Annotated in this window: 22 protein-coding genes and 1 tRNA gene; 10 read left to right on the plus strand and 13 right to left on the minus strand. The window is 70.9% G+C overall.

The genetic code is table 11. The annotated features are described in order from the left end of the window. Nucleotides 1–31: 31 nt before the first annotated feature. Nucleotides 32–721: a TetR/AcrR family transcriptional regulator gene (locus H629_RS14370; protein ID WP_161607963.1), complete on the minus strand. Its 690-nt coding sequence runs from the start codon at nucleotides 719–721 to the stop codon at nucleotides 32–34. A 94-nt stretch (nucleotides 722–815) separates the two neighbouring features. Between H629_RS14370 and H629_RS0101170 the strand changes: the two genes are divergently transcribed. The 6 genes from H629_RS0101170 (at nucleotide 816) to H629_RS0101195 (ending at nucleotide 6,230) form a co-directional block, all read left to right on the plus strand. Beyond that, the gene (locus tag H629_RS0101170) at nucleotides 816–1,409 is read left to right on the plus strand and encodes a DUF6790 family protein (RefSeq protein WP_051137759.1); all 594 of its coding nucleotides are present in this window, start codon (nucleotides 816–818) and stop codon (nucleotides 1,407–1,409) included. Then, nucleotides 1,402–3,006 (plus strand): serine hydrolase, encoded by a 1,605-nt coding sequence (locus H629_RS0101175; RefSeq protein ID WP_024355529.1) that lies wholly within the window; start codon nucleotides 1,402–1,404, stop codon nucleotides 3,004–3,006. The genes H629_RS0101170 and H629_RS0101175 overlap by 8 nt, the downstream gene beginning before the upstream one ends. Nucleotides 3,007–3,212: 206 nt before the next feature. Continuing rightward, nucleotides 3,213–4,373 carry a serine hydrolase domain-containing protein gene (locus H629_RS0101180; protein WP_205618674.1) on the plus strand — a complete coding sequence of 387 codons (1,161 nt, stop codon included), beginning with the start codon at nucleotides 3,213–3,215 and terminating at the stop codon, nucleotides 4,371–4,373. Between the two features lie 41 nt (nucleotides 4,374–4,414). Next, nucleotides 4,415–4,999: a LytTR family DNA-binding domain-containing protein gene (locus H629_RS14375; protein ID WP_024355531.1), complete on the plus strand. Its 585-nt coding sequence runs from the start codon at nucleotides 4,415–4,417 to the stop codon at nucleotides 4,997–4,999. Nucleotides 5,000–5,006: 7 nt separating this feature from the next. Further along, nucleotides 5,007–5,447: a hypothetical protein gene (locus tag H629_RS0101190; protein WP_024355532.1), complete on the plus strand. Its 441-nt coding sequence runs from the start codon at nucleotides 5,007–5,009 to the stop codon at nucleotides 5,445–5,447. A 123-nt stretch (nucleotides 5,448–5,570) separates the two neighbouring features. Beyond that, nucleotides 5,571–6,230, plus strand: a complete 660-nt coding sequence (locus tag H629_RS0101195) for a dihydrofolate reductase family protein (protein ID WP_024355533.1) — start codon at nucleotides 5,571–5,573, stop codon at nucleotides 6,228–6,230. On the opposite strand, the gene H629_RS0101200 is transcribed toward H629_RS0101195, so the two are convergent. The 3 genes from H629_RS0101200 to H629_RS0101210 form a co-directional block, all read right to left on the minus strand. Next, the gene (locus tag H629_RS0101200; RefSeq protein ID WP_024355534.1) at nucleotides 6,205–6,939 is read right to left on the minus strand and encodes an ABC transporter permease; all 735 of its coding nucleotides are present in this window, start codon (nucleotides 6,937–6,939) and stop codon (nucleotides 6,205–6,207) included. The two genes, H629_RS0101195 and H629_RS0101200, sit on opposite strands and share 26 nt — an antisense overlap. Further along, on the minus strand, nucleotides 6,936–7,763 hold the full coding sequence (locus H629_RS0101205) for an ABC transporter ATP-binding protein (RefSeq protein WP_024355535.1): 828 nt from the start codon (nucleotides 7,761–7,763) through the stop codon (nucleotides 6,936–6,938). The genes H629_RS0101200 and H629_RS0101205 overlap by 4 nt, the downstream gene beginning before the upstream one ends. Nucleotides 7,764–7,928: 165 nt before the next feature. Then, nucleotides 7,929–8,005, minus strand: a tRNA-Pro gene (locus H629_RS0101210). A 113-nt stretch (nucleotides 8,006–8,118) separates the two neighbouring features. On the opposite strand from H629_RS0101210, the gene H629_RS0101215 reads away from it, so the two are divergent. After that, a complete protein-coding gene (locus tag H629_RS0101215; RefSeq protein WP_024355536.1) occupies nucleotides 8,119–9,774 on the plus strand; it encodes an amidohydrolase in 1,656 nt (551 codons plus the stop codon). Between the two features lie 27 nt (nucleotides 9,775–9,801). Here H629_RS0101215 and H629_RS0101220 read toward each other — a convergent pair whose 3' ends face one another. The 4 genes from H629_RS0101220 to H629_RS0101235 all read right to left on the minus strand — a co-directional run bounded on the left by H629_RS0101220 (nucleotide 9,802) and on the right by H629_RS0101235 (nucleotide 14,929). After that, a complete protein-coding gene (locus H629_RS0101220; RefSeq protein WP_051137769.1) occupies nucleotides 9,802–10,209 on the minus strand; it encodes a GntR family transcriptional regulator in 408 nt (135 codons plus the stop codon). A 188-nt stretch (nucleotides 10,210–10,397) separates the two neighbouring features. After that, nucleotides 10,398–12,302 (minus strand): translational GTPase TypA, encoded by a 1,905-nt coding sequence (gene typA, locus H629_RS0101225; protein ID WP_024355538.1) that lies wholly within the window; start codon nucleotides 12,300–12,302, stop codon nucleotides 10,398–10,400. 74 nt (nucleotides 12,303–12,376) lie between these two features. Further along, entirely contained in the window at nucleotides 12,377–13,912 is a 1,536-nt protein-coding gene (locus H629_RS0101230) for an amino acid permease (protein ID WP_024355539.1), read from the minus strand. Nucleotides 13,913–13,969: 57 nt separating this feature from the next. Continuing rightward, on the minus strand, nucleotides 13,970–14,929 hold the full coding sequence (locus H629_RS0101235) for an arginase family protein (protein WP_024355540.1): 960 nt from the start codon (nucleotides 14,927–14,929) through the stop codon (nucleotides 13,970–13,972). A 166-nt stretch (nucleotides 14,930–15,095) separates the two neighbouring features. On the opposite strand from H629_RS0101235, the gene hutH reads away from it, so the two are divergent. Together hutH and H629_RS0101245 are read left to right on the plus strand one after the other, a co-directional pair. After that, entirely contained in the window at nucleotides 15,096–16,679 is a 1,584-nt protein-coding gene (gene hutH, locus H629_RS0101240; RefSeq protein WP_024355541.1) for a histidine ammonia-lyase, read from the plus strand. Nucleotides 16,680–16,886: 207 nt separating this feature from the next. Continuing rightward, nucleotides 16,887–17,669, plus strand: coding sequence for an IclR family transcriptional regulator (locus H629_RS0101245; RefSeq protein WP_024355542.1), 783 nt, complete (start codon nucleotides 16,887–16,889; stop codon nucleotides 17,667–17,669). 9 nt (nucleotides 17,670–17,678) lie between these two features. Here the strand turns inward: H629_RS0101245 and hutI are convergent, their stop codons facing one another. Both hutI and hutU read right to left on the minus strand, forming a co-directional pair. Then, a complete protein-coding gene (hutI, locus tag H629_RS0101250) occupies nucleotides 17,679–18,923 on the minus strand; it encodes an imidazolonepropionase (RefSeq protein ID WP_029746416.1) in 1,245 nt (414 codons plus the stop codon). Nucleotides 18,924–19,107: 184 nt separating this feature from the next. Further along, nucleotides 19,108–20,835, minus strand: coding sequence for a urocanate hydratase (gene hutU / locus H629_RS0101255; RefSeq protein WP_024355544.1), 1,728 nt, complete (start codon nucleotides 20,833–20,835; stop codon nucleotides 19,108–19,110). A 190-nt stretch (nucleotides 20,836–21,025) separates the two neighbouring features. Between hutU and H629_RS0101260 the strand changes: the two genes are divergently transcribed. Continuing rightward, a complete protein-coding gene (locus H629_RS0101260) occupies nucleotides 21,026–22,213 on the plus strand; it encodes a multidrug effflux MFS transporter (RefSeq protein WP_051137760.1) in 1,188 nt (395 codons plus the stop codon). A 324-nt stretch (nucleotides 22,214–22,537) separates the two neighbouring features. Here the strand turns inward: H629_RS0101260 and H629_RS0101265 are convergent, their stop codons facing one another. The 3 genes from H629_RS0101265 to H629_RS0101275 are packed head-to-tail and all read right to left on the minus strand — an operon-like array spanning nucleotide 22,538 to nucleotide 26,152. Continuing rightward, nucleotides 22,538–24,256 (minus strand): dipeptide ABC transporter ATP-binding protein, encoded by a 1,719-nt coding sequence (locus H629_RS0101265; RefSeq protein ID WP_024355546.1) that lies wholly within the window; start codon nucleotides 24,254–24,256, stop codon nucleotides 22,538–22,540. After that, complete coding sequence (locus H629_RS0101270; protein WP_024355547.1) at nucleotides 24,253–25,233, minus strand: ABC transporter permease; 981 nt, start codon at nucleotides 25,231–25,233, stop codon at nucleotides 24,253–24,255. The genes H629_RS0101265 and H629_RS0101270 overlap by 4 nt, the downstream gene beginning before the upstream one ends. Further along, nucleotides 25,226–26,152, minus strand: coding sequence for an ABC transporter permease (locus H629_RS0101275; RefSeq protein WP_024355548.1), 927 nt, complete (start codon nucleotides 26,150–26,152; stop codon nucleotides 25,226–25,228). The genes H629_RS0101270 and H629_RS0101275 overlap by 8 nt, the downstream gene beginning before the upstream one ends. Between the last annotated feature and the right edge of the window lie 40 nt (nucleotides 26,153–26,192).

The raw sequence follows: 26,192 nt of genomic DNA on the forward strand, positions 1-26,192 counted from the left end.
TGCAATAACAACACAAGTGCCAAGTATGAGGTCACAGCTTCCCATCGGTGAGCCGGCCGATGAAGTCTCCGATCAGGCCGTTCGCCGTGGCCTCCGCCGGCAGCGGATCCCCCGCCAGCGACAGGCGTGCGGCGACGATCGGCCCCATGCAGGCCGCGAACACCGCCGCAGCCCGGGCCGCGGGCACGAGCGCCCCCGCCTCGAAGCCGCCGCGATCCGCAACATCGGCGGCGATCCGATCCTGCGCCCTCATCCAGGCGTGCATCATGTACCCCGCCACCTCGGGCGGCCCGACGACCAGACCCAACGCGGAGGGCGGGGATCCCGCCACGTCGCCGTAGCTGCGATCGGTCCACCCCGCCTCGGCCATGGTCCGCAGCGCGGCGGCGAGCGCATCGGCGATGGGTTCGTCGACGGGGCGCGCCGCCAGACCGTCGACGAGCGCATCGAGCCAGCGGTCGAAGTGGTCGAGCAGAATCGCGGCCTTCGACGGGAAGTGCGTGTAGATCGTGCGCACGGCGACGTCGGCCCGCAGCGAGATGTCCTCGACCGAGGTCTGCAGATACCCCTGCTCGGCGAAGAGCAGGTTCGCCGCCTCGACGATGCGCGCTCGCGTGCGCGCCTTCCGGCGGGTGTGGCGGGAGGCGCCGGGCTCCCCTTCGGCTTCGTGCGGTGCGACCACGGCCGCTCCTTCCTCGCGGCGAGCTATTGATGCAGTCATGCTAGTTTCAGTATTGTTGCATGAGAACGGTGCGCGCGGCCCGAACACCGAGGACCCCACAGCGCCGACCCGAACGAAGACGGAGCCCTCGCCCATGAACGACCCGCTGAGCCTCACCATCGCCTTCGTGCTCATGAACTTCACGGCGACGTTCACCGCAGCCGGTCTGCTCATCGCCGTCATCGTGATCGTCGTGAAGCGCCCCTCGCGTCACATCGCTCTCGCCACGCTGCTGAACTGGTTCCTGCTCTTCGGCATCGGCATCACCTACATCTTCAACGGCATCATGCACACCGTGTTCGGCGATCTCTCCGCCTCGCTGATCGGCTGGGAGAACAACGGGTTCCAGGCAGAGGTGGGCTTCGCGAGCATCGGGATCGGCATCGTCGCCCTGATGGCCTTTCCGCAGCGCATGCCCTACAGCCTGAAGCTCGCGGCCCTCGTCGGGCCGGCCTGCTTCCTCTGGGGCGCGGCCGGCGCGCACATCGCCGACATCATCGCCCGCGGCAACATGTCGTCGCACAACGCCGGCGTGGTGCTCTACACCGACATCATCGTGCCGATCATCGGCTTCGGCCTGTGGGCCGCGAGCTTCGCGACTCGGGAACGCGGACGGCCGGCGGATCGCGACGCGCACGACGGCTCCAACCCGGCCGCGCAGCCGGCAGCCGCGAGCGCTCATGCCTAGCCGTCGCTCCGCGGCGTTCACGACCGCCGCCCTCGCCGCCCTGCTCGCGCTGCCCGGCTGCGCGGCCGCGCCGCCCGGGATCGCCGTCACCGCGGGAGACACCCCCGGCCAGGACGCGATCGCGCTGCCCGGCCCGCTCGATCAGCAGATCGCAGGAGCCGTCGCCGAGCTGCCCGACATCGCCGAACGCGCCCTCGAGCAGAGCGGCGTTCCCGGCATGGCCATCGCGGTGGTGCACGGCGACGCAGTCGTCTTCGCCGAGGGCTACGGCACGACCGCCGCCGAGAACGGTCAGCCGATCACCCCCGACACCGTGTTCCAGATCGCCTCGCTCTCCAAGCCGCTGTCGGCAACCGGCGTCGCCGCCGCCATCGGCGAAAGCGGAGGTGCCATCGGCTGGGACACCCCGATCCGCAGCCTGCTGCCCGACTTCGCGCTCGCCGACCCTATCGCCACCGAGCATGCCACCATCGGCGACGCCTTCTCCCACCGCCTCGGACTCGCAACCGGGGCGGGCGACGACCTCGAAGACCTCGGATATGACCGCGCCGCGATCCTGCAGCGACTTCGGCAGCAGCCGCTCAGCCCCTTCCGCACCGAGTACCACTACTCCAACTTCGGTCTCACCACGGGCGCCGAGGCCGTCGCCGCGTCGCGCGGCGAACCCTGGGAGCAGCTCATGGACGAGCTCGTCTTCGCCCCGCTCGGCATGACCTCGACCTCGGCCCGCCACGACGACTTCATCGCGCACGACGACCGCACCCGGCTGCACGCGCTCGAAGGGGGCGAGTTCGTCGCGGCGTACGATCGCGACCCCGATCCGCAATCCCCCGCCGGCGGCGTGTCATCGACCGTGAACGACCTGAGCCGCTGGCTGCGCGCGCTGCTCGCCGACGGCGTCTTCGAGGGAACGCGGATCGCCGAGGCCGACGCGCTCGCGGTCGCGATGACCCCGCAGGTGGTCTCGGGCACCGGCCCCGGACTCACCGGCCGCCCCGCCCACTACGGGTACGGCTTCAACGCCTCGCCGCAGGTGAGCGGCCGCATGGCGATCTCGCACTCGGGCGCCTTCGTGCTCGGCGCCGCGACCAACTTCCAGATCGTTCCCGAACTCGATCTCGGCATCGTCGTACTCACGAACGGCGCCCCCGTCGGCCTCCCCGAAGCAGTGACGGCGCAGTTCCTCGACCGCGTGCAGTACGGGCACACCACCCGCGACTGGATCACCGACGCCGCCGGGTTCTTCGCCGGGTACACCGCGCCCACCGGCGACCTCGCCGACGAGCAGCGGCCGACGGCGCCCGCGGATCCGCCCGCCCTCGACACCCTCGCCGGGGTCTACGCCAACCCCTACTTCGGGCCGCTCACCGTGGAGACCTCGAGCGCGACCGAGGGCGGTCTGCGCCTCCGGCTCGGCCCGGAGGGGCGCACCGTGCTCGAACTCGAGCCCTGGGACGGCGGCACCTTCGCCTACACCCCCAGCAGCGAGAGCGCGCCCTTCGGGTCGCGCGCGAGCGCAGCCTTCGACGGTCGCGGATCGCTGACGCTCCAGTCGTTCGACGGACAGGGGCTGGGCACCTGGACCGCTGCCGGCTGAGCGCTTCACCCCGGCTCAGCGCTTCACCTCCGCTCAGCGCTTCACCTCCGCTCAGCGCTTCACCTCGGCTCAGCGACCACTCGACCGCGGTTCGGGACCGCTGAGCCTCCCCGTCTTCTGGGACCGATCGCGCCGACCGTAGCCTGCTCGAACGACCGACGGAAGGAAGTTCGAGGATGCGGACACGCGGCAAAACACTGCTGGGGGTGGGAAGCGGGCTGCTCGCGCTGGTGCTCATCGGAGCCGGTGCGCTGGCGGTGATGAATCGACCGCTCAGCCGGGCCGAGGTGGATCGGAGCATCGAAGCGCAGCTGCGCGCCGCCGTCGAATCCGACGCCGGCCTGTCGAGCGCGCTGCTCACGATCTACTCCGCCGACGACGACCGGCTCATGCAGTACGCCGTCGGTTCGGAACGGCCCGGCAGCCCCGAACCCGCCGGGGTCGACAGCCGATACCACTCCGCCAGCGTCGGCAAGACGATGCTGGCCACCGTCTACGGGCAGCTCGTCGACGAAGGGGTCGTCGACTTCGACGACCCCGCGGCGAACTGGCTCGACGACGGCGAACTCGCCGGTCTCTTCACCGTCGACGGGGTCGACCACGCCGCCGGCATCACCCTCGGGCAGCTGCTCTCCCACACCTCGGGCGTCGCGGACTACCTCGCCGGCCCGGTGGTGAGCGGCCCGACGATGCTCGAAGAGATCGCCGCCGATCCCGACCGGATCTACGCGCCCGCCGACCTCCTCGCCGTCTCGCGCGAGCGCCAGCAGCCCATCGCCCCACCAGGCCAGGCGTTCTCGTACTCGGACACCGGCTACGTGCTGCTCGGCCTCGCCCTCGAACGCATCGAGGGGAAGCCGTACGCGCAGATCCTCGACGACCGCATCTTCGCCCCGCTCGGTATGAGCGACAGCGAGTTCATGACCGAGTTCGGCCCGGGGCGCGGCATCCTCGCCCTCGACGTCTCCGGCGTGGATCTGAGCGAGCGCGGGGCGCTCTCCGCCGACTGGGCCGGTGGCGGCGTGGTGACCACGATGCACGACCTGCTGCGCTTCACGCGCGCATTCGAACAGGGGGACCTCCTCTCGGCGCCGACGCGCGCCGAACTCACCCGCTTCGAGCAGGAGATCGAGCCGGGCATCCGCTACGGCAAGGGCATCATGCAGTTCCGCTTCTCGGAGCTCTCGCCGCTGCTGTTCTCGATGTCGGATGTGCGGGGAGCCGTGGGGGCGACGGGCTCGTTCGCCCTGTACGATCCGAGCAGCGATACCTACTACATCGCCAACTTCGGTGCGATGGGCTACGACCAGGAGGCGATCGAGCAGCTCGTGGACGCGCGACTGCTCGTCGACCGGCTGGCGGAGTGACCGAACGCCACGACACGACGACACGACGACAGGACCGGGACATGGTGCGGCTGGTGTGCTCGCCAGAACTGGCGCAGCGACTCACGCGCGAGCTCGCGCTCGCCGGAGTGCCGGTGGCAGCGACCGGTGGTGATCACGCCCCGCCCCTGCCGGGTGCGGCGGCCGAGTGGGCGCTCGTCGAGCGGGGCTTCGAGGCGCCGGCCGGAGCCCCGGCGATCCTGTTCGACCCGCTCGACTACATGGAGGCGGTGCGCATGATCGCCGCGGGGCTGCCCGCCGGTCCGCCCCGCGTCATCACCGGCCACAGCTCGGGCCACGGCAGCCGGGGAGCGCTCTCCGTGCTCGCGCCGCGAGACGTGCACTACTTCGAGGCCGCGGGCGACGCGATCTTCGCGTGCACGGCGAACGGCAGGTTCCGCGTGCGGGAGACCCTTCAGCACTACGAGAACGGCTGGAGCGCGCTCGGATTCGTGCGCATCAACCGCTCCCAGATCGTGAACCTGCTGCACGTGCGCGAGATCGTCCCCTGGTTCAACTCCCGGCTCGTGCTGCGGATGGCGGGCGGCGGGGAGCTCGAAGCCTCGAAGATCTACGCGAAGCGCCTGCGCGCCGCGGTGAGGATGTAGGTGCACGATGAACACTGGCAACGTGGTGAAATCGCTGCTCCTCGGTCTGGCGGTCGGGGTGCTCGTATTGCTGCTCGACCCCGGCATCGGCGGGATCGGCGAGCGGCTCCTCGCCGTGCTCGTGAGCGGCGGCATCGGGCTGCTCGTCGGGGTCGTCACCGAGTGGATCACATCGCTGCTGCCCGCGCGCATCGCGCGGGCGGGCGTCTACTTCCTCCTCAACGGCGCGATCGCCGCCGTGGTCACCGCGGCGGTGCTCACCGCGCTGTTCGCGCTGACGGGGTACGGCGCCGACGACACCGGCTGGGTCCCGATCCTGCTCGTCATCGTCGGCGCCGTGTGCCTCGCGAACCTCGGCGACTACCTGCGGTATCGCCGGGCACGGGTGCGGCTGCGGGCCGTGCAGGCCGGGTTGTCGGAGCTGTCGAGCGGCGGTGACGAGGCCTGATCGCGCTGCCGCCGCGCACCTGGAGGGTGGCGCGGCAGGGGCCGATCATCTAATCTGCGAGAGCGCGGTCGCACCCCTCTCATCCGAGATTGGGCCGGCCCCGCCCGATCCGCTGGAGGCATCATGACTCGCACGCGCGTCCACAATCAGTTCGTGTCGCTCGACGGGTTCTCCGCCGGGGAGTACGTCACCTTCGATGAGCCGATCGGCGGCGCACGCAGCCTCTTCGGCTGGTTCGACGGCCGGGTCATCGAGGGCGTGCACCGGGTGGCGGAGCCGGTGACGCTGGACCGGGCGCTGTTCAGCCTGTGGGGCCAGGGCATCGGCGCCGAGATCATGGGGCGCCGCAAGTTCGGACCGCAGCAGGGGCCGTGGCCCGACGACGGCTGGCGCGGCTGGTGGGGCGACGAGCCGCCCTTCAAGACGCCCTGCTTCATCCTCACCCATCACCCGCGCGAGCCGATGGTGTTCGAGAACGGCACCAGCTTCCACTTCGTGGACGCCGGGCCGGAGGAGGCGCTGCGGCAGGCCCGGGAGGCGGCGGGCGGGCGGGACGTGCGGATCGGCCGCGGCCCGACCACGATCCGCCAGTTTCTGAGCGCCGATCTCGTCGACTTCCTGCACGTGATCATCGTGCCCATCACACTGGGCCGCGGGGTGAGCCTGTGGGAGGGGGTGACCGGCTTCGAGGATCGCTTCACGCTCGAGACGGTCGCCAGCGCGAGCGGCCTCACGCACCAGCTGTGGAACCGCCGGGCTACGGCGTACGACGGCGCAGAGTGAGCGCCGCGAGCCCGAGCGCCACCAGCGTCACCGCGGCGATCACGATGAGCGGCCGGCCGAGACCCCAGCCCTCGTCGCCACGGGTCACGGCGATCACCGCGTCGATCGCGTAGCTGAGGGGCAGCCAGTCCGAGATCGCGTGCAGCGCTTCGGGCATCTGGTCGCGCGGCATCAGCAGGCCGCCGAGGAGGATCTGCGGGAACACGAGCACCGGCATGAACTGCACCGCCTGGAACTCGGTGCGCGCGAACGCGCTGGCGAGCAGCCCGAGCCCGGTGCCGAGCAGCGCGTCGAGCACGGCGACGAGCCCGAGTTGCCAGAGCGGTCCCGAGACCTCCAGCCCGCAGACGATCACCGCGAAGCCGACGGTGATCACCGCCTGCACGGTGGCTGCGAGGCCGAAGGCGAGCGCGTACCCGACGATGAAGTCGCCCTTGCCGAGCGGTGTGGTCATCAGCCGTTCGAGGGTGCCCGAGCGGCGCTCGCGCAGCGTCGTCACCGAGGTGATGATGAACATCAGGATGAAGGGGAACAGCGCCAGGATCGGCCCGCCGAGCTGCGCGAACGCGCCCGGCTGCGCGTCGAACAGCCAGGCGAAGAGGCCCACCAGCAGGCTCGGCATGAGCAGCAGCAGGGCGATGGAGCGCGGATCGTGGCTGAGCTGCCGCAGCACGCGGCCGGCGGTGGAGCAGGTGCGGGAGAGGTTCATCGCGCCTCCCCTGAAGCTGCGGCACCGTCGGCGCTGTGGCGCCCGTGGTGAGGTGGATCAGCGGGATTCGCGGGCGGGACCGGGTGGGTGCCGTCGCCCGGCTGCGATGCGATGATCGCGAGGAACGCCGCCTCAGGGTCGTCGGTGTCGGTCTGCGCGAGCAGGGCGCCCGGCGCGGTATCGGCGATGATGCGGCCCTCGCGCATCAGCAGCAGGCGGTCGCAGCGCAGCGCCTCGTCCATGACGTGGCTGCTGACGAGCAGCGCCGTGCCCGTGCTCGCGAGTTCTCGGAACAGGCCCCACAGCTCCACCCGCAGCACCGGATCCAAGCCCACAGTGGGCTCGTCCAGCACCACGAGCTCGGGATTCCCGAGCAGTGCGGCCGCCAATGAGACGCGATTGCGCTGCCCGCCGCTCAGCGCTTCGACACGATGTCCGGCGTACTCGCCGAGACCCACCTGCTCGATCGCCCGATCCGCATCGTCCTTGGAAACGCCGAGCACGCGGGCGAAATAGCGCAGGTTCTGCGCCACGCTGAGGTCGTCGTAGACGGATGCAGCCTGCGTGGCATAGGCGACGCGGCGACGCAGCCGCGCCGATCCCGCCCGCTCGCCGAGCACGCTCAGCTCACCGGTGACACCCGCCTGCACGCCCACGATCGAGCGCATCAGCGTACTCTTGCCGCACCCCGACGGGCCGAGCAGCCCCGTAACCTGCCCACGCGGGATCTCGAACCCGATGCCGTCGAGCACCGTGCGCCGGCCGCGCCGAACCGATAGCCTCGCGGCGCGAACCGCGGGGAGAGCGTCGCTGCGATCCTCCATACGCTCAGCGTACTCGCGCGGACGGGCGGAGGGGCCCGCGGCCGTGCCGCATCAGAGGAGGCAGCCCTCGCCCCTGCTCTGGTGAATCGGAGTGGTCTCCCCGTGGCCGGGTCGAGTTCACCAACCGAAAAAGCCGCGGAAACCATAAGGTTTCCGCGGCTTTCGTGGTCGGGATGACAGGATTTGAACCTGCGACCCCGTCGTCCCGAACGACGTGCGCTACCAAGCTGCGCCACATCCCGATTGCGTTTTTCACGCGAGGATTACTCTAGCGCGTTTCCGGCCAGGGCAAAAATCGGCGGCCTCTCCGGGGCCCCGGCGAGCCGATACCCTGTTCCTGAACAGGGAAGGACCTATGTCGCACTTACTCACCCACTATCGCGGCGGGCGCATCTTCACCGCCGATGCCGCACACCCCTGGGCGGAGTCCCTGCTGGTGCACGACGGCGCGATCCGATTCGCCGGCTCCGTCGCCGCAGCCGACCAGCTGGCCGCGCACCACCCCGGCACGACCCGCGTGGTCGAGCTGCACGGCGCGCTCGTGACCCCCGGCTTCGTCGAGGCGCACAGTCACCTCGTGAACCTCGGCCGCTCGCTCTCGCAGGTCGACCTGCTCGACGCCGGAGACCTCCCCGAGATGCAGCGCAGGATCGCAGAGGCCGCAGCGGCGAAGCCCGACGCCCCCCGCGTGCTGGGCCGCAGCTGGCTGCTGGAACCGCTCGCCGGTGCGCAGCCGGACCGCAGCATGATCGACGCCGTCGTCGCCGACCGCCCGGTGTACCTCGTGTCGAACGACCTGCACTCCGGCTGGGTCAACACGGCTGCGCTGCACGAGCTCGGTATCGACCGCGACACCCCGGATCCGGAGGGCGGCACCATTGTGCGCGACGCCGCCGGAGATGCGACGGGCCTGCTGCTCGAAACCGCTGCGCTCGTGCTCATGCGCGGAGGGGTCGAGCGGCTCGAAGACGACGCCGTGCGCGACGACGCCGTGCTGCGAGCCCTCGAGAGCTATCGCGCGGCCGGCACGACCGCGGTCGCCGACCTCGGCCTGCGCCGCGCGGAGTTCGAAGCGCTCGAACGGGCCTGGGAGGGCGGGGCGCTGCCGATCCCCGTCGCCGGCTATCTCCGCGTCGAAACCTCCGCCGACCCCGAAAGACTGCAGGAGCAGCTGCAGCAGGCCATCGGAATCCGCGACCGCGTCGCCGCCCGATCCGCCGAGCGCGGCGAGAACGACCCCATGCTGCGCATCGCGGGTATCAAGGTGTGGATCGACGGGGTCATCGACAGCGGCACCGCCGCGATGTCCGCCCCCTACGCCGACGGAGCCCACCCCGACCCCCTGTGGAGCCGGGCGCTGCTCGAACCCATCGTCACCGCCGCCGACGCCGCCGGCCTGCAGGTCGCGATGCACGCGATCGGCGACGCAGCGGTCGACCTCGCCCTCGACATGATCGAGGCGGCACGTCGCACGAACGGCGTGGACGGGCCGCTGCACCGCATCGAGCACCTCGAATTCGTGGATCGCCGTGCCGCCGAACGCATTGCGCAGTCCGGCACGGTCGCCTCCGTGCAGCCGGTGCACTCCGACCCCGCAGTGCAGGGCGCGTGGCGCAGCCAGCTCGGCGACGAGCGCGTCGAGCGCGGCTACCCCTGGGCCGAGTTCGCGGCCGCCGGCGCCCGGATCGCGCTCGGCACCGACGCCCCCACCGCCCCCTACGCCCCACTGCCGAATCTCTTCATCGCGGTGACGCGGCGCTCTCCCCAACGGCCCGAGCTCCCCGCCAACCACCCCGAGCTGCACCTCGACCTCGAGCACGCCCTCGTCGCTGCGACGCGCGGCGCCGCCGAGGCCTGCGGGTGGGGGGCCTCACGGGGCGTGCTGGCGGCCGGGCGCCGGGCCGACTTCGCCGTGCTCGACGCGGACCCCTTCGCCGATGGCGCCGAGGCGCTGCGCGCCGCCGAGCCCCGGCTCACCGTCGTCGCCGGCGAGGAGTTCCCGCGGCGCTGAACGCCCCGAAGCGGATCGTGCGCCGGGTCACAGGGCCCGGCGCACCTCCCCCACGATCGCCTCGGATCCGAAACCGAGCGCCCGCATCCCCTCCACATACGCAGCCACCAGCTCTGCCGCCCCCAGCTGCGCAGCCGCGTCGGCGGGGGCGATGGGGGCCACGGTCGTGCCGTTGCGTCCGCGGGTGACGAGATACCCCTCGGCCTCGAGCTCGCGGTAGGCGCGCGCGACCGTATTCGGCGCCAGCGCGAGATCCGCCGCGAGCTGCCGAACCGACGGAAGCTTCGTGCCCTCGGGCAGCTGCCGCGTCATGATCCGCTCGATGAGCTGCGCGCGCAGCTGCTCGAACGGAGGGCGCGGATCCCCAGGATCGATGCGCAAACCGCTCGCGCGCGGACCGCCTCCCAGAGTCGCATCGCGGCTCACCGGGTTCATGGCTGCTCCCTTCGTCGCGCCGTCACCCACACGGTAGCGACGCGACCAGGCGGCGTCAATCCTGCGGCCGCACTCACTCGCGCGCGACTGCGCGCAAGGGCGCACCCCAGACAGGCCCAGGAAACGCCGAGGGCCGCCGCCCGGCCCCGAGATCTCGGGGTCGGGCGGCGGCCCTCAGCAGCGCAGTGCTACTTCTGGTTCTTGAGGCGCGACGCGGCACGGGCGCGCAGCGACGCCTCGAGCTCGACCTTGCGGATGCGCACGTTCTCGGGGGTCACCTCGACGCACTCGTCCTCGCGCGCGAACTCGAGGCATTCCTCGAGCGTGAGCTTGCGCGGCGGGGTCATCGACTCGAAGCTGTCGGCTGTGGAAGAGCGCATGTTGGTGAGCTTCTTCTCCTTGGTGATGTTCACGTCCATGTCTTCCGAACGCGAGTTCTCACCGATGACCATGCCCTCGTAGACCTCTTCGGTCGGCTGCACGAAGAAGCTCATGCGCTCCTGGAGGTTGATGATCGAGAACGGCGTCGCCACGCCCGCGCGGTCGGCCACGATCGAGCCGTTGTTGCGGGTGTTGATGACGCCGGCCCACTCGTCGTAGCCGTGGGCGATCGCGTTCGCGATGCCGGTGCCGCGGGTGATCGTCATGAACTCCGAGCGGAAGCCGATGAGGCCTCGCGACGGCACGATGAACTCCATGCGCACCCAGCCGGTGCCGTTGTTCACCATGTTCTCCATGCGGCCCTTGCGCGCCGCGAGCAGCTGGGTGATCGCGCCGAGGTGCTCCTCGGGGGTGTCGATCGTGAGGTGCTCGTAGGGCTCGTGCTTCTTGCCGTCGATCTCGCGGGTGACCACCTGCGGCTTGCCGACGGTGAGCTCGAAGCCCTCGCGGCGCATGTTCTCGACGAGGATCGCGAGCGCGAGCTCGCCGCGCCCCTGCACCTCCCACGCATCGGGGCGGCCGGTGTCGACGACGCGCAGCGACACGTTGCCGATGAGCTCGCGGTCGAGGCGATCCTTGATCATGCGGGCGGTGAGCTTGTGGCCCTTGACCTTGCCGACCAGCGGCGAGGTGTTGGCGCCGATGGTCATCGAGATGGCGGGCTCGTCGACCGTGATGGTCGGCAGCGGGCGCACGTCCTCGGCGTCGGCGATGGTCTCGCCGATGGTGATGTCCTCGATGCCGGCGATCGCGACGATGTCGCCGGGGCCCGCCTGCTCGGCGGGGTAGCGGGTGAGCGCCTTGGTGAGCATGAGCTCGGTGATGCGCACGTTCTGCACGGTGCCGTCGTGCTTCACCCAGGCCACGTTCTGGCCCTTCTTGATCCAGCCGTGGTGGAGGCGCAGCAGCGCGATACGGCCGAGGAACGGCGAGGAGTCGAGGTTCGTGACGTGGGCCTGCAGCGGGTGCTCGTCGTCGTAGACGGGGGCGGGCACGCGCTCGAGGATGGTCTCGAAGAGCGGCTCGAGATCAGGGTTGTCGGGCAGGTCGCCGTCGGCGGGACGGTTGTGGCTCGCCGCACCGGCACGGCCGGAGAGGTAGACGGTCGGCACGTCGAGCACGGCGTCGACGTCGATGTCGGGGTGATCCTCGGAGAGGTCGGATGCGAGGCCGAGCAGCAGGTCCTGCGCCTCGCTCTCGACCTCTTCGATGCGCGCGTCGGGGCGGTCGGTCTTGTTGACCGCGAGGATCACGGGCAGGTGGGCCTCGAGCGCCTTGCGCAGCACGAAGCGGGTCTGCGGCAGCGGGCCCTCGGAGGCGTCGACGAGCAGCACCACGCCGTCGACCATCGAGAGCGCGCGCTCGACCTCGCCGCCGAAGTCGGCGTGACCGGGGGTGTCGACCACGTTGATGACGATGGGCCCGTTCTTCGCGTGAGCGCCCTCGTAGGTGATCGCCGTGTTCTTCGCGAGAATGGTGATGCCCTTCTCGCGCTCGAGGTCATTGGAGTCCATGACCCGGTCGTCGACCTCGGCGTGAGCGTCGAAGGAGTTGGTCTGACGCAGCATGGCGTCGACGAGGGTGGTCTTGCCGTGGTCGACGTGTGCGACGATGGCGACGTTGCGGAGGTCTTCGCGAGTGGCGAGAGCCATAGATGGTTCCTAACGAACGTGAAACAGCGAACGTTCTATGTTACATGCCGAAACTGCGAGCCGCACTGGGCGCTTCACTCCACCCGTTTCGCGCGCCGCCGTGCACTCTGCCGGTTGGCGACCTCGATCGGCCGCGTCGTGTCGACGAGCCGGTACGCCGCACGGCCCTCGCCGCGCACGAAGAGGAGGTAGCAGGCCCCGAGGAGCAGCACCCAGACGAGCCCCACCACGAGCGCGGGACGCGACTCCGGCACGATCCCGACCATCACGATGACGAAGACGATGAATGCCGCTGTGAGCCATGAGGCGACCGGCCACAGCGGCACCGGGAACTCGCTCGGCAGGCGGTGATCCCGGCGGATCTCGGCCTTCATGCGGATGTGGGCGATGAGGATCACGAGCCAGACCAGCACCGTCGCGAAGGTGGCGAGCGCGCCGAGCAGGAAGAGCACCTGGTCGGGGTAGAGGCAGTTGAGCACCACCCCGACGAGCAGGCCGACGATCATGGTGACGACGGTGAGGATCGGCACGCCGGCGCGGGTCGTCCGCGTGAACGCCCGGGGTGCCTGGCCCTGCTCGGCGAGGCCGTGCAGCATGCGCCCCGCACCGAAGATGTCGGCGTTCATCGCCGAGAGCGCCGCGGTGATGAGCACGACGTTGAAGACCGCGGCGGCGGCTCGGAACCCGAGCGATTCGAAGAGGGAGACGAACGGGCTCGTCTCCCCCGTGATCTCGGTCCACGGCTGGATGCACATGATCACCCCGAGCGTGAGCACGTAGAAGAGCAGAATACGGATCGGCACCGAGTTGATGGCCTTCGGCAGCACGCGCTTCGGGTCCTGCGCCTCGCCCGCCGTGACGCCGATGATCTCGATCCCGCCGAAGGCGAACGTGACGATCGTGAACGAGGCGAGCAGACCCCAGACGCCGTGGGGCATGAAGCCCCCGTGATCCACCAGGTTCTGCACCCCCATGCGGTCGTGATCGGCCACCCCGAAACCGAAGAGGATCACGCCCACGCCCGCCGCGATGAGCACCACGATGGCGGCGATCTTGATGAGCGCGAACCAGAATTCCAGCTCGCCGAACACTTTCACGCCGACGAGGTTGATCGCCGCGATGCAGCAGACCACCGCGAGCCCCCACACCCACTGCGACACCTCGGGGAACCAGAAGCGCATGTAGAGGCCGATCGCAGTGGCGTCGAACACGGCGACCAGGAACATCTCGAAGGCGAAGCTCCAGCCGACGAGGAACCCGGCGAAGGGGTGGATGTAGCGCGACGCGTACTGCCCGAAGGAGCCGGACACGGGGTGCCGCACGACCATCTCGCCGAGGGCGCGCATCACCATGAACACCGCGGCACCGCCGATCACGTAGGCGAGCAGCACCGCCGGCCCCGCCGTCTGGATAGCGCCGGAGGAGCCCATGAAGAGGCCCGTGCCGATCGCCGATCCGAGCGCCATGAAGCGGATGTGACGGGCGGTGAGACCGCGGCGGAGGCCGCCGTCACCGGCTGCGTCTCCCGGGTCCGCGACCGCGTCGCCGGCGCTCCCGGTCGCGTCGCCGGAGCCCGCGGCCGCATCACCGGCGCCGTGGATCGAGCTCATCGCCGTGTCCCTTCGTGGTCTGCTGCGGCCGCGGGGTGGGCCCCACGAGGGTCGAGACTACCGGCTCAGCCGTTCGGCGAGCCCCGCGGCGGCCTCGAGCACGAGCAGCGCCGCGAGCCGCACCGTGCGCCCGTCGGGAGCATCGGCGGTCGCGTCGACCTCGGCGATGTCGATGCCGCGCACCCGGGGATCGGCGGCGAGCAGCCGGGTCGCGAGCCGCAGCTCATCGGCGGCGATGCCCCCGGGGATCGATGCCGGGCAGCCGGGCGCCACCGAGCGATCGCAGACGTCCACGTCGAGGTCGACGTGGATCGGCCCGCCGGCCGCGCCCGCGACGGCGAGCGCCTCGCCGACGATCTCGGCGAGGTTCCGGGTGCGCAGCTCGCTGCGGTGGATCACCGTGATGCCGAGATCCTTCGCGCGCCGGCGGTAGGCCCGCGAGTTCGCGAAGTCGGCGATGCCGATCTGCACGATGCGGCTGGGGTCGAGGCCGAGCTCGACGAGGCGCCGCACCGGGGATCCGTTGCTGCGGCCGTCGCGCAGATCGTGGTGCGCGTCGAGCGTGATGAGGCCCGCCGTCGCGAGATCCGCGCCGGCGACGCCGAGCGCGGCCGGCACCGTGAGGGCGTTGTCGCCGCCGAGCGCGACGAGCAGCTGCGCGGTCTCGGAGAGCTGCCGCACCCGCTCGGAGGCCAGCCGCTCCCCCTCTTCGGTGTCGGGGTCGGCGAGGTCGCCGGCGTCGATGATGCGCAGCGCGTCGTCGAGCACCAGCTCGGCTTCATCGCCGCGGGCGTCCGGAGCGCCCTCGGCCACGACGTGGCTGGAGTAGCGGCGCAGGGCCTCGCGCACCGCGGCGGGCGTCTCGTGGGCGTTCGTCGGCGAGAGCGAGGTCTGCGAGGTGGGGATGCCGACGAGCACGAGGTCGGCGGGGGCGCCGTCGGGCGCCGACCAGCCGCCCGTCCGGGGCCAGGAGGGGTCGTGGGAGAGGGCGGGGCGGGCGGGCGTTGCGTGGCTCATGCCAGCGAAGCTAACAGCTGCGGGCGCCGAAGTCGCCACCCCGAGCCGCTGCTGCCGTCTGTGATTCCAGACCCGCGTCTGCGAGTCGCCCAGATGTCCGGGATCTCAGACAGCTGAGCCGGGAAACCGCTGGACCCGAGCAGCCGCGTGCGATGAGATCGAAGCCATGAACGCGAACGCACCCGCAGCCACCTCCGTCGTGCTCGGCGACGCCACCCTCTCCGTCGGCGACGTCGTCTCGGTCGCCCGCCACGACGCACGGGTCGAGATCCCCGCCGCCGTCCTGGCCCGCGTCGCCGAGAGCCGCCGCATCATCGAAGACCTCGCCGGCGACACCCGCCCGCACTACGGCGTCTCCACCGGCTTCGGCGCGCTCGCCAAGGTGCAGATCCCCGTCGAGAAGCGGCAGCAGCTCCAGCGCAGTCTCATCCGCTCGCACGCCGCCGGCACCGGCCCCGAGGTCGAGCGCGAAGTGGTGCGCGCCCTCATGCTGCTGCGCATCAACACCCTCGCGTCGGGGCGCACGGGCGTGCGGCCCGCGGTCGTCGAGACCTACGTCGCGATCCTCAACGCCGGCATCACCCCGGTGGTGCACGAGTACGGCTCGCTCGGCTGCTCGGGAGACCTCAGCCCCCTCGCCCACTGCGCGCTCACCCTCATGGGCGAGGGACACGTGCGGGTCGGGCAGGATCCGCACCAGGCCCCGATCCCCGCCGCGGAAGCCCTGGCCGCCGCCGGCATCGCGCCGCTCGTCCTCGCCGAGAAGGAGGGCCTCGCCCTCATCAACGGCACCGACGGCATGCTCGGCATGCTCTGCCTCGCGCTCCACGACCTCGCAGCGCTGCTGCAGACCGCCGATGTCGCCGCGGCCGCGAGCGTCGAAGCGCTCACCGGCACCGACGCCGTGTTCGCCGCCGATCTGCAAGCTCTGCGGCCGCACCCCGGCCAGGCCGCCGCAGCCGCGAACATGCGCGCGGTGCTCGCCGGGTCGAGCCTGATCCAGCGCCCCCGCGAGGGCGAGTTCACGCGCGTGCAGGACGCCTACTCGCTGCGCTGCTCCCCGCAGGTGCACGGCGCCGCGCGCGACACCGCCGATCACGCGGCGCGCGTCGCGGCCGTCGAGCTGCGATCCGCCGTCGACAACCCCGTCGTCACGCTCGACGGCCGCGTCGAGTCGAACGGCAACTTCCACGGCGCGCCCGTCGCCTACGTACTCGACTTCCTCGCCATCGCTGTCGCCGACCTGGCCTCGATCAGCGAGCGGCGCACCGACCGCTTCCTCGACGTGTCCCGCAACCACGGGCTGCCGCCCTTCCTCGCCGCCGACGCGGGCCTCGACTCGGGCCTCATGATCGCGCAGTACACGGCCGCCGGCATCGTCTCCGAGTTGAAGCGCCTCGCCGCGCCCGCCTCGGTCGACTCGATCCCGTCATCGGCGATGCAGGAGGACCACGTCTCGATGGGCTGGCACGCCGGCCGCAAGCTGCGTCGCGCGATCGATGGCCTGTCGCGCGTGCTCGCCATCGAGCTGCTCGCCTCCACGCGGGCACTCGACTTCCGAGCCCACGATCCCGAGGCGGGCGCCCCTGCAGCGTCGACGGCGGCCGTGCACGCGCTCTTCCGCACCCGCATCCCGGCCCCGGACACCGACGAGTTCCTGTCGCCGAGCATCACGGCCGCCCACGAGCTCGTCGTGACCGGGAGCGTGCTCGCGGCCGTCGAGGAACGACTGGGCGCACCGCTCGCCTGAGCGCTCCCTTCCATCCCGCCCCGTCCTCCCCGCGCTCCCAAAAGCCCTCACCGTCCTCACCGAGATCGGGGTCGCTTTTGGTCGCGTGTCACGGCGACACGCGGCCAAAAGCGACCCCGATCTCGCACAGCTCCTCGCGCCGCACGCCCGCCCAACGCAGAAGCGCACGCGACGCCCGCACGAGACCGGAAAGGTAGGCTGCGAAGCATGGCCACTCCGAAGGTTCCCGCGGCGGATCACGCGCTGCGCATCCTGAGCCTGCTGGCGGCGTCGCGCGGGCCGATGCCCGCCACCATGATCGCCGCCCAGCTGGGCATTCCGCGGTCGACCGTCTACCACCTGCTCGCGACGCTGCAGGAGCACGACTTCGTGATGCACCTGCCTGAGGAGAAGCGCTACGGCCTCGGCCTCGCCGCCGTGGCGCTGAGCTCCGCCTACGAGCGACAGGAGCCGCTCGCGCGCATCGGCCGCCCGCTCGTCGCCGCGCTCGTCGACCGGGTGCGGATGAGCGGGCACCTGGCCGTGCCGCACGGCCGCGACGTGCTCTACGTGATCGAGGAGCGCGCGCCGGGGTCTCCCCCGCTGGTCACCGACGTCGACGTGCGCCTGCCGATGCACCTCACGGCGAGCGGCCGCGCAGTGCTAGCGGCCCTGCCGAAGGCGCAGGCCCGGGCGCTCTTCCCCGACCAGCGCGCCTTCGTGCACCGGCACGAGCCGGGCGACGGCATCGACCGCTACTCGCGACTGCGCACGGTGCTCGACGAGACCGTGACGCGCGGCTTCGCCCTCGAACGCGGATCGGTCACTTCGGGTCTGACCTCGGTGGGCGTGCCGGTGCTCGATCACCGGGGCTGGCCGGTCGCGGCCATCGCGGTGACGTTCCCGGATGAGCGGGTGCCCGATGACCGCCTCCCCGAGCTCGCGGCCGAGGTGCGGGGCGCCGCCGAGGTGCTCTCGACCCGCATCTACGGCCGGCGCACCGTGCGGTGACAGATCGCGCTAGACCTCGCGCACGCCCGCGCGCCAGACCGCGGCGGTGAGCGGCATGCCGGGCCGGTAGGCGAGGTGCGTCACCGAGGGCGCGTCGAGCAGCTGCAGGTCGGCCCGGGCTCCGGGCGCGATGGTGCCCACGCGGGCCTGGGCTGCGCCGCGCGGATCGCGCCAGCCGTCCTCGTGCATGCCGAGCGCCACCGCACCGCCGAGCGTCGCCGCCCGCACGGCCTCCTGGACCGTGAGCCCCATCTGCAGCACCGCGGTCGCCACGCAGAAGCCCATCGAGCTCGTGTACGAGGTGCCCGGGTTGCAGTTCGAGGCGATCGCGAGCACCGCGCCGGCGTCGAGCAGCGCGCGGGCGGGGGCGAGCGGCATGCGCGTGGAGAGGTCGCAGGCGGGCAGCACGGTCGCGACTGTGCCGCGGCCGCCGTCGGCCCATGAGCCGGCGAGCGCCGCGATGTCGTCGTCGTTCAGGAATCCGAGGTGGTCGACGCTGAGCGAACCGTGCTCCACGGCCAGCTGCACGCCGGGGCCGTGTCCCAGCTGATTGCCGTGCACGCGGGTGGCGAGGCCCGCCGCGCGGGCGCTGTCGAGCACGCGCCGCGAGGCGGCTTCGTCGAAGGCGCCGGTCTCGCAGAACACGTCGACGGCGCTCGCATACGGGGCGACGGCCTCGAGCATCGGCCCGGTCACCAGGTCGAGATAGGACTGCGGATCCTGCCCGGCCGGCACCACATGCGCCCCCAGGAAGGTGACCGCGTCGACCTGCCCGCCCGCGACCCGCGCGGCGCGCACCTCGTCGTCGACGGTGAGGCCGTAGCCGGTCTTGGTCTCGAGCACGGTGGTGCCGCCGCGTCGGGCCTCGGAGACGAGGCGGGCGAGGTTCGCGGCGAGCGCCGTCTCGCTCGCGGCGCGGGTCGCCTCGACCGTCACGTTGATGCCGCCGGCGGCGTACGCCTCGCCGGCCATGCGCGCCTCGAACTCGGCGGTGCGGTCGCCCCCGAACACCAGGTGGCTGTGCGAGTCGACCCAGCCGGGCAGCACCGCCCTCCCGGCCGCGTCGACGCGCTCGTCGGCGGCCGGGGCCGCCGCTGCGGGGCCGACCCACGCGATCCGGCCGGCCTCGACCACCACGGCGGCGGCGCGCAGACGCCCGCCGATCCCCTCACCGAGGCTCGGGTCGTTGGTGGTCAGCTCGCCGATGTTGTCGATCAGCAGGGTGGGCGCGGCCGATGCGCTTCCTTCGCTCATGGGTTCACTCTCTCATCGTTCATGTCGGATCGCCGCGGTGACGCGGGGCCGGATGCGCCCGAGAGGCGGGTTTCGCAGCTCCTCCGATCCGAAGACCTGCGAAACCCGCCTCTCGGCGCCCCGGGCGGGGAAGAAGGGTGGAAGGGCGCAAGGAGTGGGGCGCCCCAGGGCACCCCGCCCCCTGCTACCAGGCCCGCTCGGTGTTGCGCACGGTCGGCGCGACGGGGATCCGCACCCCGCGCTCTTCGGCGACCTCGGCCGCGCGCTCGTAACCCGCGTCGACGTGGCGGATGACGCCCATGCCGGGATCGTTCGTGAGTAGCCGCTCCAACTTCTCAGCAGCGAGTTCGGTGCCGTCGGCCACCGAGACCTGGCCGGTGTGGATGGAGCGGCCGATGCCCACGCCGCCGCCGTGGTGGATCGAGACCCAGGTGGCGCCCGAGGATGTCGCGGTGAGCGCGTTGAGCAGCGGCCAGTCGGCGATCGCGTCGGAGCCGTCGGCCATGGCCTCGGTCTCGCGGTAGGGCGATGCGACGGATCCCGAGTCGAGGTGGTCGCGGCCGATCACGATCGGCGCGCTCACCTTGCCCTCGGCGACGAGCCTGTTGAAGAGCAGGCCGGCCTGGTGGCGCTCGCCGTAGCCGAGCCAGCAGATGCGGGCGGGCAGCCCCTCGAACTCGACGCGCTCGGCGGCGGCGTCGAGCCAGTGGTGGAGATGCGTGTTGTCGGGGAAGAGCTCCTTGAGCGCCTCGTCGGTGACGCGGATGTCCTCGGGGTCGCCCGAGAGCGCCGCCCAGCGGAACGGGCCGAGGCCCTCGCAGAAGAGGGGGCGGATGTAGGCCGGCACGAAGCCGGGGAACTCGAAGGCGCGGTCGTAGCCGCCCTTGCGCGCCTCGTCTCGGATCGAGTTGCCGTAGTCGAACACCTCGGCGCCCGCGTCCTGGAACTCGACCATGGCCTGCACGTGCGCCGCCATCGACGCCTGCGCGTCCTTCGTGAACTGCTCGGGGTCGGCCTCGGCGCGCTCCAGGCGCTCCTCGACCACGTATCCGATGGGCAGGTACGACAGCGGGTCGTGGGCGCTCGTCTGGTCGGTGACGAGGTCGATGGAGACCTCACCGGCCTGGTGGCGGCGCAGGATCTCGGGGAACACCTCGGCGGCGTTGCCGACGAGGCCGACCGACCATCCGCGTCGCTCGTCCTTGGCCTGCTGCACCTTGGCGAGCGCCTCGTCGAGGTCTTCGACGACCTCGTCGAGGTAGCGCTTGCCGGCGCGGCGGTCGAGTCGGGTCTTGTCGACGTCGACGATGAGGCAGGCGCCGTCGTTCAGGGTGACGGCGAGGGGCTGCGCGCCGCCCATGCCGCCGCAGCCGCCGGTGAGGGTGATGGTGCCGGCGAGCGAGCCCTTGCCCTCGACGGTCTCGATGCGCCCCTGGCCCTGCAGTTTGCGGCCGGCGGCGGCGAAGGTCTCGTAGGTGCCCTGCAGGATGCCCTGGGTGCCGATGTAGATCCACGAGCCCGCGGTCATCTGGCCGTACATCATGAGGCCCTCGGCCTCGAGCTTGCGGAACTCGGGCCACGTCGCCCAGTCACCCACGAGGTTCGAGTTGGCGATGAGCACGCGGGGCGCCCACTTGTTCGTGCGGAACACTCCGACGGGCTTGCCCGACTGCACGAGCAGCGTCTCGTCCTCTTCGAGGTCGCGCAGAGTGTCGACGATCGCGTCGTAGGCCTCCCAGCTGCGGGCGGCGCGACCGGTGCCGCCGTAGACGACGAGGTCGTCGGGGCGCTCGGCGACCTCCGGGTCGAGGTTGTTCATGAGCATGCGGAGCGGGGCCTCGGTCTGCCAGCTCTTCGTCGAGATCTCGGTGCCGCGGGGGGCGCGGACGGGGCGGGCGCCGGGAAGAGCCATGGGTGATCCTTTCGTGGGGAGTCGCGGAGCGACCCGGTGGTCTTCCCCCTATTCCAGCGCGCTCCCGCCCCCGCGACAACGCGGTTCCCCGCGCCGTTGTCTGGGATCACGGACATGGCGGATCGGGCTGCGCCCGTGCGCCCGCTCCTGCACGCGCCGCACTCGGCCCTGGATCGTATATGATCGGTGAATGTTCGCGCGCGACCGCCTCTCCCCCGGTCTGCTCGCCGTGCTGTCGTTCCTCGCCGCCGTCGGCCCCTTCGCGACCGACATGTACCTCGCGTCGTTCACCTCGATCGCGGACGATCTCGGCGCCGTGCCCTCGTCCGTGCAGCTCACCCTCACCGCCTTCCTCATCGGCATGGGCGTCGGCCAGCTGCTGCTCGGCCCCCTCTCCGACCAGTGCGGCCGCCGGCCCGTGCTCGTCATCGCGCTCGCCGTCTTCGCCGCGTCGAGCATCGCGATGGTGTTCGCACCGAACATCGCGGTCTTCGTCGCGCTCCGCGCCGTGCAGGGCATCTCGGGCTCCGCCGGGGTGGTCGTCTCCCGCGCGATCGCGGTCGACCTCACGAAGGGCCCCGACGCGATCCGCGCCATCAGCCTCATCGCGATGTTCGTCGGGCTCGGCCCGCTGCTCGCCCCGCCCGTAGGCGGCGCGATCCTCATGCTCGGCGACTGGCGCGCCGTGCTCGCGACGCTCGCCGCCATCGCCACCGCCATGTTCGCGCTCGCGCTGATCCTCGTCCCCGAGTCGCTCCCCCGCGACCACCGCACCACCTCGGGCGTCCGCACCGCGCTGCACGACTTCGGCCGACTGCTCGCGAACCGCCGGTTCCTGCTGCTCACCTGCGTCTTCGGCCTCGGGTTCGGCAGCATGATGGCCTACATCTCGGCGTCGCCCTTCGTGGGCCAGACCGTGCTCGGCATGCCGCCCTTCCTGTATTCGCTCGCCTTCGCCGCGGGCGCCTTCGCGATGATCCTCGCGAACCTGACGAACGCGCGGCTCGCCGGCAAGGTGCCCGCCACGCGCATGCTGCTCATCGGCAGCGGGCTCTCCCTCGCCGCGGGCACGACGCTCACGGCGGCGGCGATCTCCGCCACGCTCTCGCCGCCGCTCTTCATCGCCTGCGCCTTCGCCCTCACCGGCGGCACCGGGCTCATCATGTCGAACGCGAGCGCCCTCGCCCTCAGCCTCGCCGAGGCCTCGCACGGAGCGGGATCCGCGCTGCTCGGGGCGAGCCAGTTCGCCGTGGGCGGCCTCGCCTCGCCCCTCGTCGGAGCCTGGGGCGAGCACACCGCCCTGCCGATGTCGCTGTTCGTGCTCTCGGCGGCGATCCTCGGCTGCATCGGCGTGCTCGTCTACCGCCGCGGCGCCTGAGCCGTCACCCGCGCACGGCGCGCTCGCCCGCACGGCCCGCAGCACGCCCGCACGGCCCGCAGCGCCCGCACGGCGCACGGCCTGCGTCTCGCCCGCACGCCCGCACGTATCTACATACGTACCGATATCGGGGTCACTTTTTGCCGTGTCATGGCGCGACACACGACCAGAAGTGACCCCGATTTCATGTGCGGGAGGCACAGGAAGGACGAGCGATGGCGGGAGGCACAGGAAAGACGAGCGATGGCGGCAATGCAGAAGGGGCGGATCGGCATCGGCCGATCCGCCCCTTCTGCGTGCGCCGCGCAGTGCGCGGGCGCTGCTTCAGCTGATCCCGAGCTCGATCTTCGCGCCGGGGATCGCGGCGAGCAGGTTCTTCGTGTACTCCTGCTGGGGATTCTCGAAGACCTCCTCGGTGGTCGCCTGCTCCACGATGCGTCCCTGCTGCATCACGCACACCCGGTCGGCGATGAGGCGCACCACCGCGAGATCGTGGGTGATGAACAGGTAGGTGAGTCCCAGCTCCCGCTGCAGTTCGGCCAGCAGGTCGAGGATCTGCGCCTGCACCAGCACGTCGAGCGCCGAGACGGCCTCGTCGAGCACGAGGATGTCGGGCTTGAGCGCGAGACCGCGCGCGACGGCGACGCGCTGCCGCTGCCCGCCCGAGAGCTCGTTCGGGTAGCGGGTCGCGAGCTCGCGCGGCAGTGCGACCTGGTCGAGCAGTTCGAGCATGCGCTCCCTGCGGCTCGCCGCGTCGCCCACGCTGTGGATCTTCAGCGGCTCCATGATCGTGTTGCCGATGTTGTGCAGCGGATCGAGTGAGCCGTACGGATCCTGGAACACCGGCTGCAGGGTGCGCCGCAGGTCGAACAGCTTGCGGCCCGAGAGCGTCGCAGTCTCCTCGCCGCCGATGCGGATCGAGCCCGACGTGGGCTTCTCGAGCTGCAGCACCATCTTCGCGATCGTCGACTTGCCCGACCCCGACTCGCCCACGAGCGCCATCGTCTCACCGCGGTTCACGGTGAACGAGGCGTCGGAGACGGCGTGGAAGTCTTCGAAGCCGAAGTTGCCCTTGCGGATCTTGTAGACCTTGCCGAGCCCCTGCACCTCGATCATGGGCTCGCCGTGCTTCACCGTGGGCTTCTCGCTCTCGGCGAGCGCCGCGAGGTCGAAGCTCTCGGTGGGAGCGGCCGGCACCACGGCGTCGGAGCCGATGCGGCGCGACGCGAGGCTCGGCGCCGCCGAGACGAGACGCTTGGTGTAGGGGTGCTGCGGGTGCTGCAGGATCTCGCGGCTCGGACCCGACTCGACGATGTTGCCCTTGTACATGACGATCAGCTTCTCGGCGCGCTCGGCCGCGAGGCCGAGGTCGTGCGTGATGAACACGACGGCGGTGCCGAGCTGCTCGGTCATCGAGGCGAGGTGGTCGAGCACCACGCGCTGCACGGTCACGTCGAGCGCCGAGGTGGGCTCGTCGGCGATCAGCAGCTGCGGGCTCGCGGCGAGGCCGATGCCGATGAGCGCGCGCTGCTTCATACCGCCCGAGAACTGGTGGGGGTACTGCTTCATGCGCTGCTCGGCGTTCTGCAGGCCGGCCTGCTCGAGCACCTCGATGGCGCGCTGCTTGACCTCTTTGCGGCCCTTCGCGAGCCCGTTGGCGCGGATCGCCTCCTCGACCTGGAATCCGACCGACCACACAGGATTGAGGTTCGACATGGGATCCTGCGGCACGAGGCCGATCTCGCGTCCGCGGATCGCCTCCATGTCGCGCCGGTGGATGCCCACGAGCTCGCGCCCGTTCCACTGCACCGAGCCGCCGGTGGTGCGGCCGGTGCCCGGCAGCAGGTTGATGACGGCGTGCATGGTGGTCGACTTGCCGGAGCCCGACTCGCCCACGATCGCGACGGTCTCGCCGGGGTGCACGTCGAAGGAGATGCCGTGCAGCACCTCGTTCGGCTGCTTCTTCGAGCCGAAGGCGACCCGCAGGTCGCGCACGCTCAGCAGCGGCTTCGCAGCCTGCTCGTTCTGGTTGGCTGCGCTCATCGACGGGCCCTCGCCTTCGGGTCAAGCGCGTCGCGTACGACCTCGCCGAGCAGGATGAACCCCAGCACGGTGACCGTGAGCGCGAGCGACGGATAGATGAGGGGCATCGGATCGGTGCGCAGCGAGAGCTGCGCAGCGCTGATGTCGTTGCCCCAGCTGATGAACTGCCCGGGAGGCAGACCGACGCCGAGGAACGAGAGCGTCGCCTCGGCCACGATGGCGGAGGACAGTGAGAGGGTGGTCACCACGATGGCCGGCGCCAGCGCGTTCGGCAGCACGTGCCGCACGAGCGTCGCGAAGCGCGAGAGCCCGAGCGACTCGGCCGCCATCACGAAGTCGGCGTTCTTCACCCGCAGGATCTCGCTGCGCACGATGCGCGCGGTGATCGGCCACGAGAAGCCGCCGATCGCGAAGGCGATCACGAGCGGGTTGCGGTGGTCCTGCATCACGCTCATCACGACGACCGCGGCGAGGATGTAGGGGATCGAGAAGAAGATGTCGCCCAGACGCGAGAGCACGGTGTCGAGCGCACCGCCGAAGAAGCCGGCGAGGGCGCCCATCACGGTGCCCACCACGAAGGTGATGGCGATCACGATGAGACCCACGGAGACGGAGGTCGAGGCGCCGTAGATGATGCGCGAGTAGACGTCGTATCCCTGCTTCGTGAATCCGAGCGGGTGCCCCGCGGTAGGGGCGCCGTTCGAGTTCGCGAGCGAGCTCGCCCGGGGATCCACCTGCGTGAACATGGCCGGGAACAGCGACACGAGCACGACGATGAGGATGATCACGACCGAGATCCAGAACATGGGTCGGCGGCGCATGTCGCGCCAGGCGTCGAGCCAGAGGTTCGACTTCTTCTCCTTGATGCGCACCGCGTCGACGGGAACGATGGGGGTCTCGTCGACGGGAGCCACGAAGTGCTCGATCGGCGGGCGCACGGTGCGCCCGGGCTGGGGCTGGTTCTGCGGCTCAGGCATAGCGGATCCTCGGATCGAGCACGGCGTAGAGCAGGTCGACGACCAGATTCACGCCGAGGTAGATGAGCACCATCACGGTGACGAAGGAGACGACCGTCGCGTTCTCGCCCTTCAGGATGGCCTGGAAGAGCACGTTGCCGACGCCGGGCACGTTGAAGATGCCCTCGGTGACGGTCGCGCCGACCATGAGCACGCCGAAGTCGGTGGCGGTGTTGGTGATCGTCGGGATGAGGGAGTTGCGCAGCACGTGCACGGGGATGACCCTCCCGCGGCTGAGTCCCTTCGCGTAGGCGGTGCGCACGAAGTCCTGGTTGAGCGTGTCGATGACCGAGGCGCGGGTGAGGCGCATGCTCGTGGCGTAGAGGCTCACGCCGAGCACGATCGCCGGCAGCAGCAGGTCTTGCACGGGGGCGCCGGAGCTCACCGTGGGCTTGAACCACCCCAGTTTGAGGCCGAGGCCGAACTGCGCGATGAACGCGATCACGAAGATCGGGATGCTCATGAACAGCAGGCCGATGATGAGGTTGACGTTGTCGAACAGCTTGCCCTTGCGCAGGCCCGAGAACAGGCCGATGATCACGGCGAGCACGAGCTCGATGGCGATGGCCATCGCGGCGAGCTTGATGGTCACCGGGAAGGTGCGGGCGAGGATCTGCGAGACCGGCTCGCCCGAGAAGCTGATGCCGAAGTCGCCGACGAAGATGCCCTTGAGGTAGAGCAGGTACTGCACGATGAAGGGCTGGTCGAGGTGGTACTGCGCGCGCACGCGCTCGAGCACCGCTTCGCTCGGCTGCTTGTCGCCGAACATGGCGGCGATGGGATCGCCGGGCATGGCGAAGACCATGAAGTAGATGAGGAAGGTGGTTCCCAGCAGCACCGGGATCACCTGCAGCAGACGGAAGAGGATGTATCTCAGCATGAGCCGGTTCCTCCCCGTTCGAAGTAGGTTGACATGTTGC

This window comes from Leucobacter chironomi DSM 19883 (assembly GCF_000421845.1).
Lineage (GTDB): Bacteria > Actinomycetota > Actinomycetes > Actinomycetales > Microbacteriaceae > Leucobacter > Leucobacter chironomi.

Coding starts and splice junctions, on each gene's coding strand:
- H629_RS14370 (WP_161607963.1), bottom strand. CDS start 721: ATGACTGCATCAATAGCTCGCCGCGAGGAAGGAGCGGCCGTGGTCGCA.
- H629_RS0101170 (WP_051137759.1), top strand. CDS start 816: ATGAACGACCCGCTGAGCCTCACCATCGCCTTCGTGCTCATGAACTTC.
- H629_RS0101175 (WP_024355529.1), top strand. CDS start 1,402: ATGCCTAGCCGTCGCTCCGCGGCGTTCACGACCGCCGCCCTCGCCGCC.
- H629_RS14375 (WP_024355531.1), top strand. CDS start 4,415: ATGGTGCGGCTGGTGTGCTCGCCAGAACTGGCGCAGCGACTCACGCGC.
- H629_RS0101190 (WP_024355532.1), top strand. CDS start 5,007: ATGAACACTGGCAACGTGGTGAAATCGCTGCTCCTCGGTCTGGCGGTC.
- H629_RS0101195 (WP_024355533.1), top strand. CDS start 5,571: ATGACTCGCACGCGCGTCCACAATCAGTTCGTGTCGCTCGACGGGTTC.
- H629_RS0101200 (WP_024355534.1), bottom strand. CDS start 6,939: ATGAACCTCTCCCGCACCTGCTCCACCGCCGGCCGCGTGCTGCGGCAG.
- H629_RS0101205 (WP_024355535.1), bottom strand. CDS start 7,763: ATGGAGGATCGCAGCGACGCTCTCCCCGCGGTTCGCGCCGCGAGGCTA.
- H629_RS0101215 (WP_024355536.1), top strand. CDS start 8,119: ATGTCGCACTTACTCACCCACTATCGCGGCGGGCGCATCTTCACCGCC.
- H629_RS0101220 (WP_051137769.1), bottom strand. CDS start 10,209: ATGAACCCGGTGAGCCGCGATGCGACTCTGGGAGGCGGTCCGCGCGCG.
- typA (WP_024355538.1), bottom strand. CDS start 12,302: ATGGCTCTCGCCACTCGCGAAGACCTCCGCAACGTCGCCATCGTCGCA.
- H629_RS0101230 (WP_024355539.1), bottom strand. CDS start 13,912: ATGAGCTCGATCCACGGCGCCGGTGATGCGGCCGCGGGCTCCGGCGAC.
- H629_RS0101235 (WP_024355540.1), bottom strand. CDS start 14,929: ATGAGCCACGCAACGCCCGCCCGCCCCGCCCTCTCCCACGACCCCTCC.
- hutH (WP_024355541.1), top strand. CDS start 15,096: ATGAACGCGAACGCACCCGCAGCCACCTCCGTCGTGCTCGGCGACGCC.
- H629_RS0101245 (WP_024355542.1), top strand. CDS start 16,887: ATGGCCACTCCGAAGGTTCCCGCGGCGGATCACGCGCTGCGCATCCTG.
- hutI (WP_029746416.1), bottom strand. CDS start 18,923: ATGAGCGAAGGAAGCGCATCGGCCGCGCCCACCCTGCTGATCGACAAC.
- hutU (WP_024355544.1), bottom strand. CDS start 20,835: ATGGCTCTTCCCGGCGCCCGCCCCGTCCGCGCCCCCCGCGGCACCGAG.
- H629_RS0101260 (WP_051137760.1), top strand. CDS start 21,026: ATGTTCGCGCGCGACCGCCTCTCCCCCGGTCTGCTCGCCGTGCTGTCG.
- H629_RS0101265 (WP_024355546.1), bottom strand. CDS start 24,256: ATGAGCGCAGCCAACCAGAACGAGCAGGCTGCGAAGCCGCTGCTGAGC.
- H629_RS0101270 (WP_024355547.1), bottom strand. CDS start 25,233: ATGCCTGAGCCGCAGAACCAGCCCCAGCCCGGGCGCACCGTGCGCCCG.
- H629_RS0101275 (WP_024355548.1), bottom strand. CDS start 26,152: ATGCTGAGATACATCCTCTTCCGTCTGCTGCAGGTGATCCCGGTGCTG.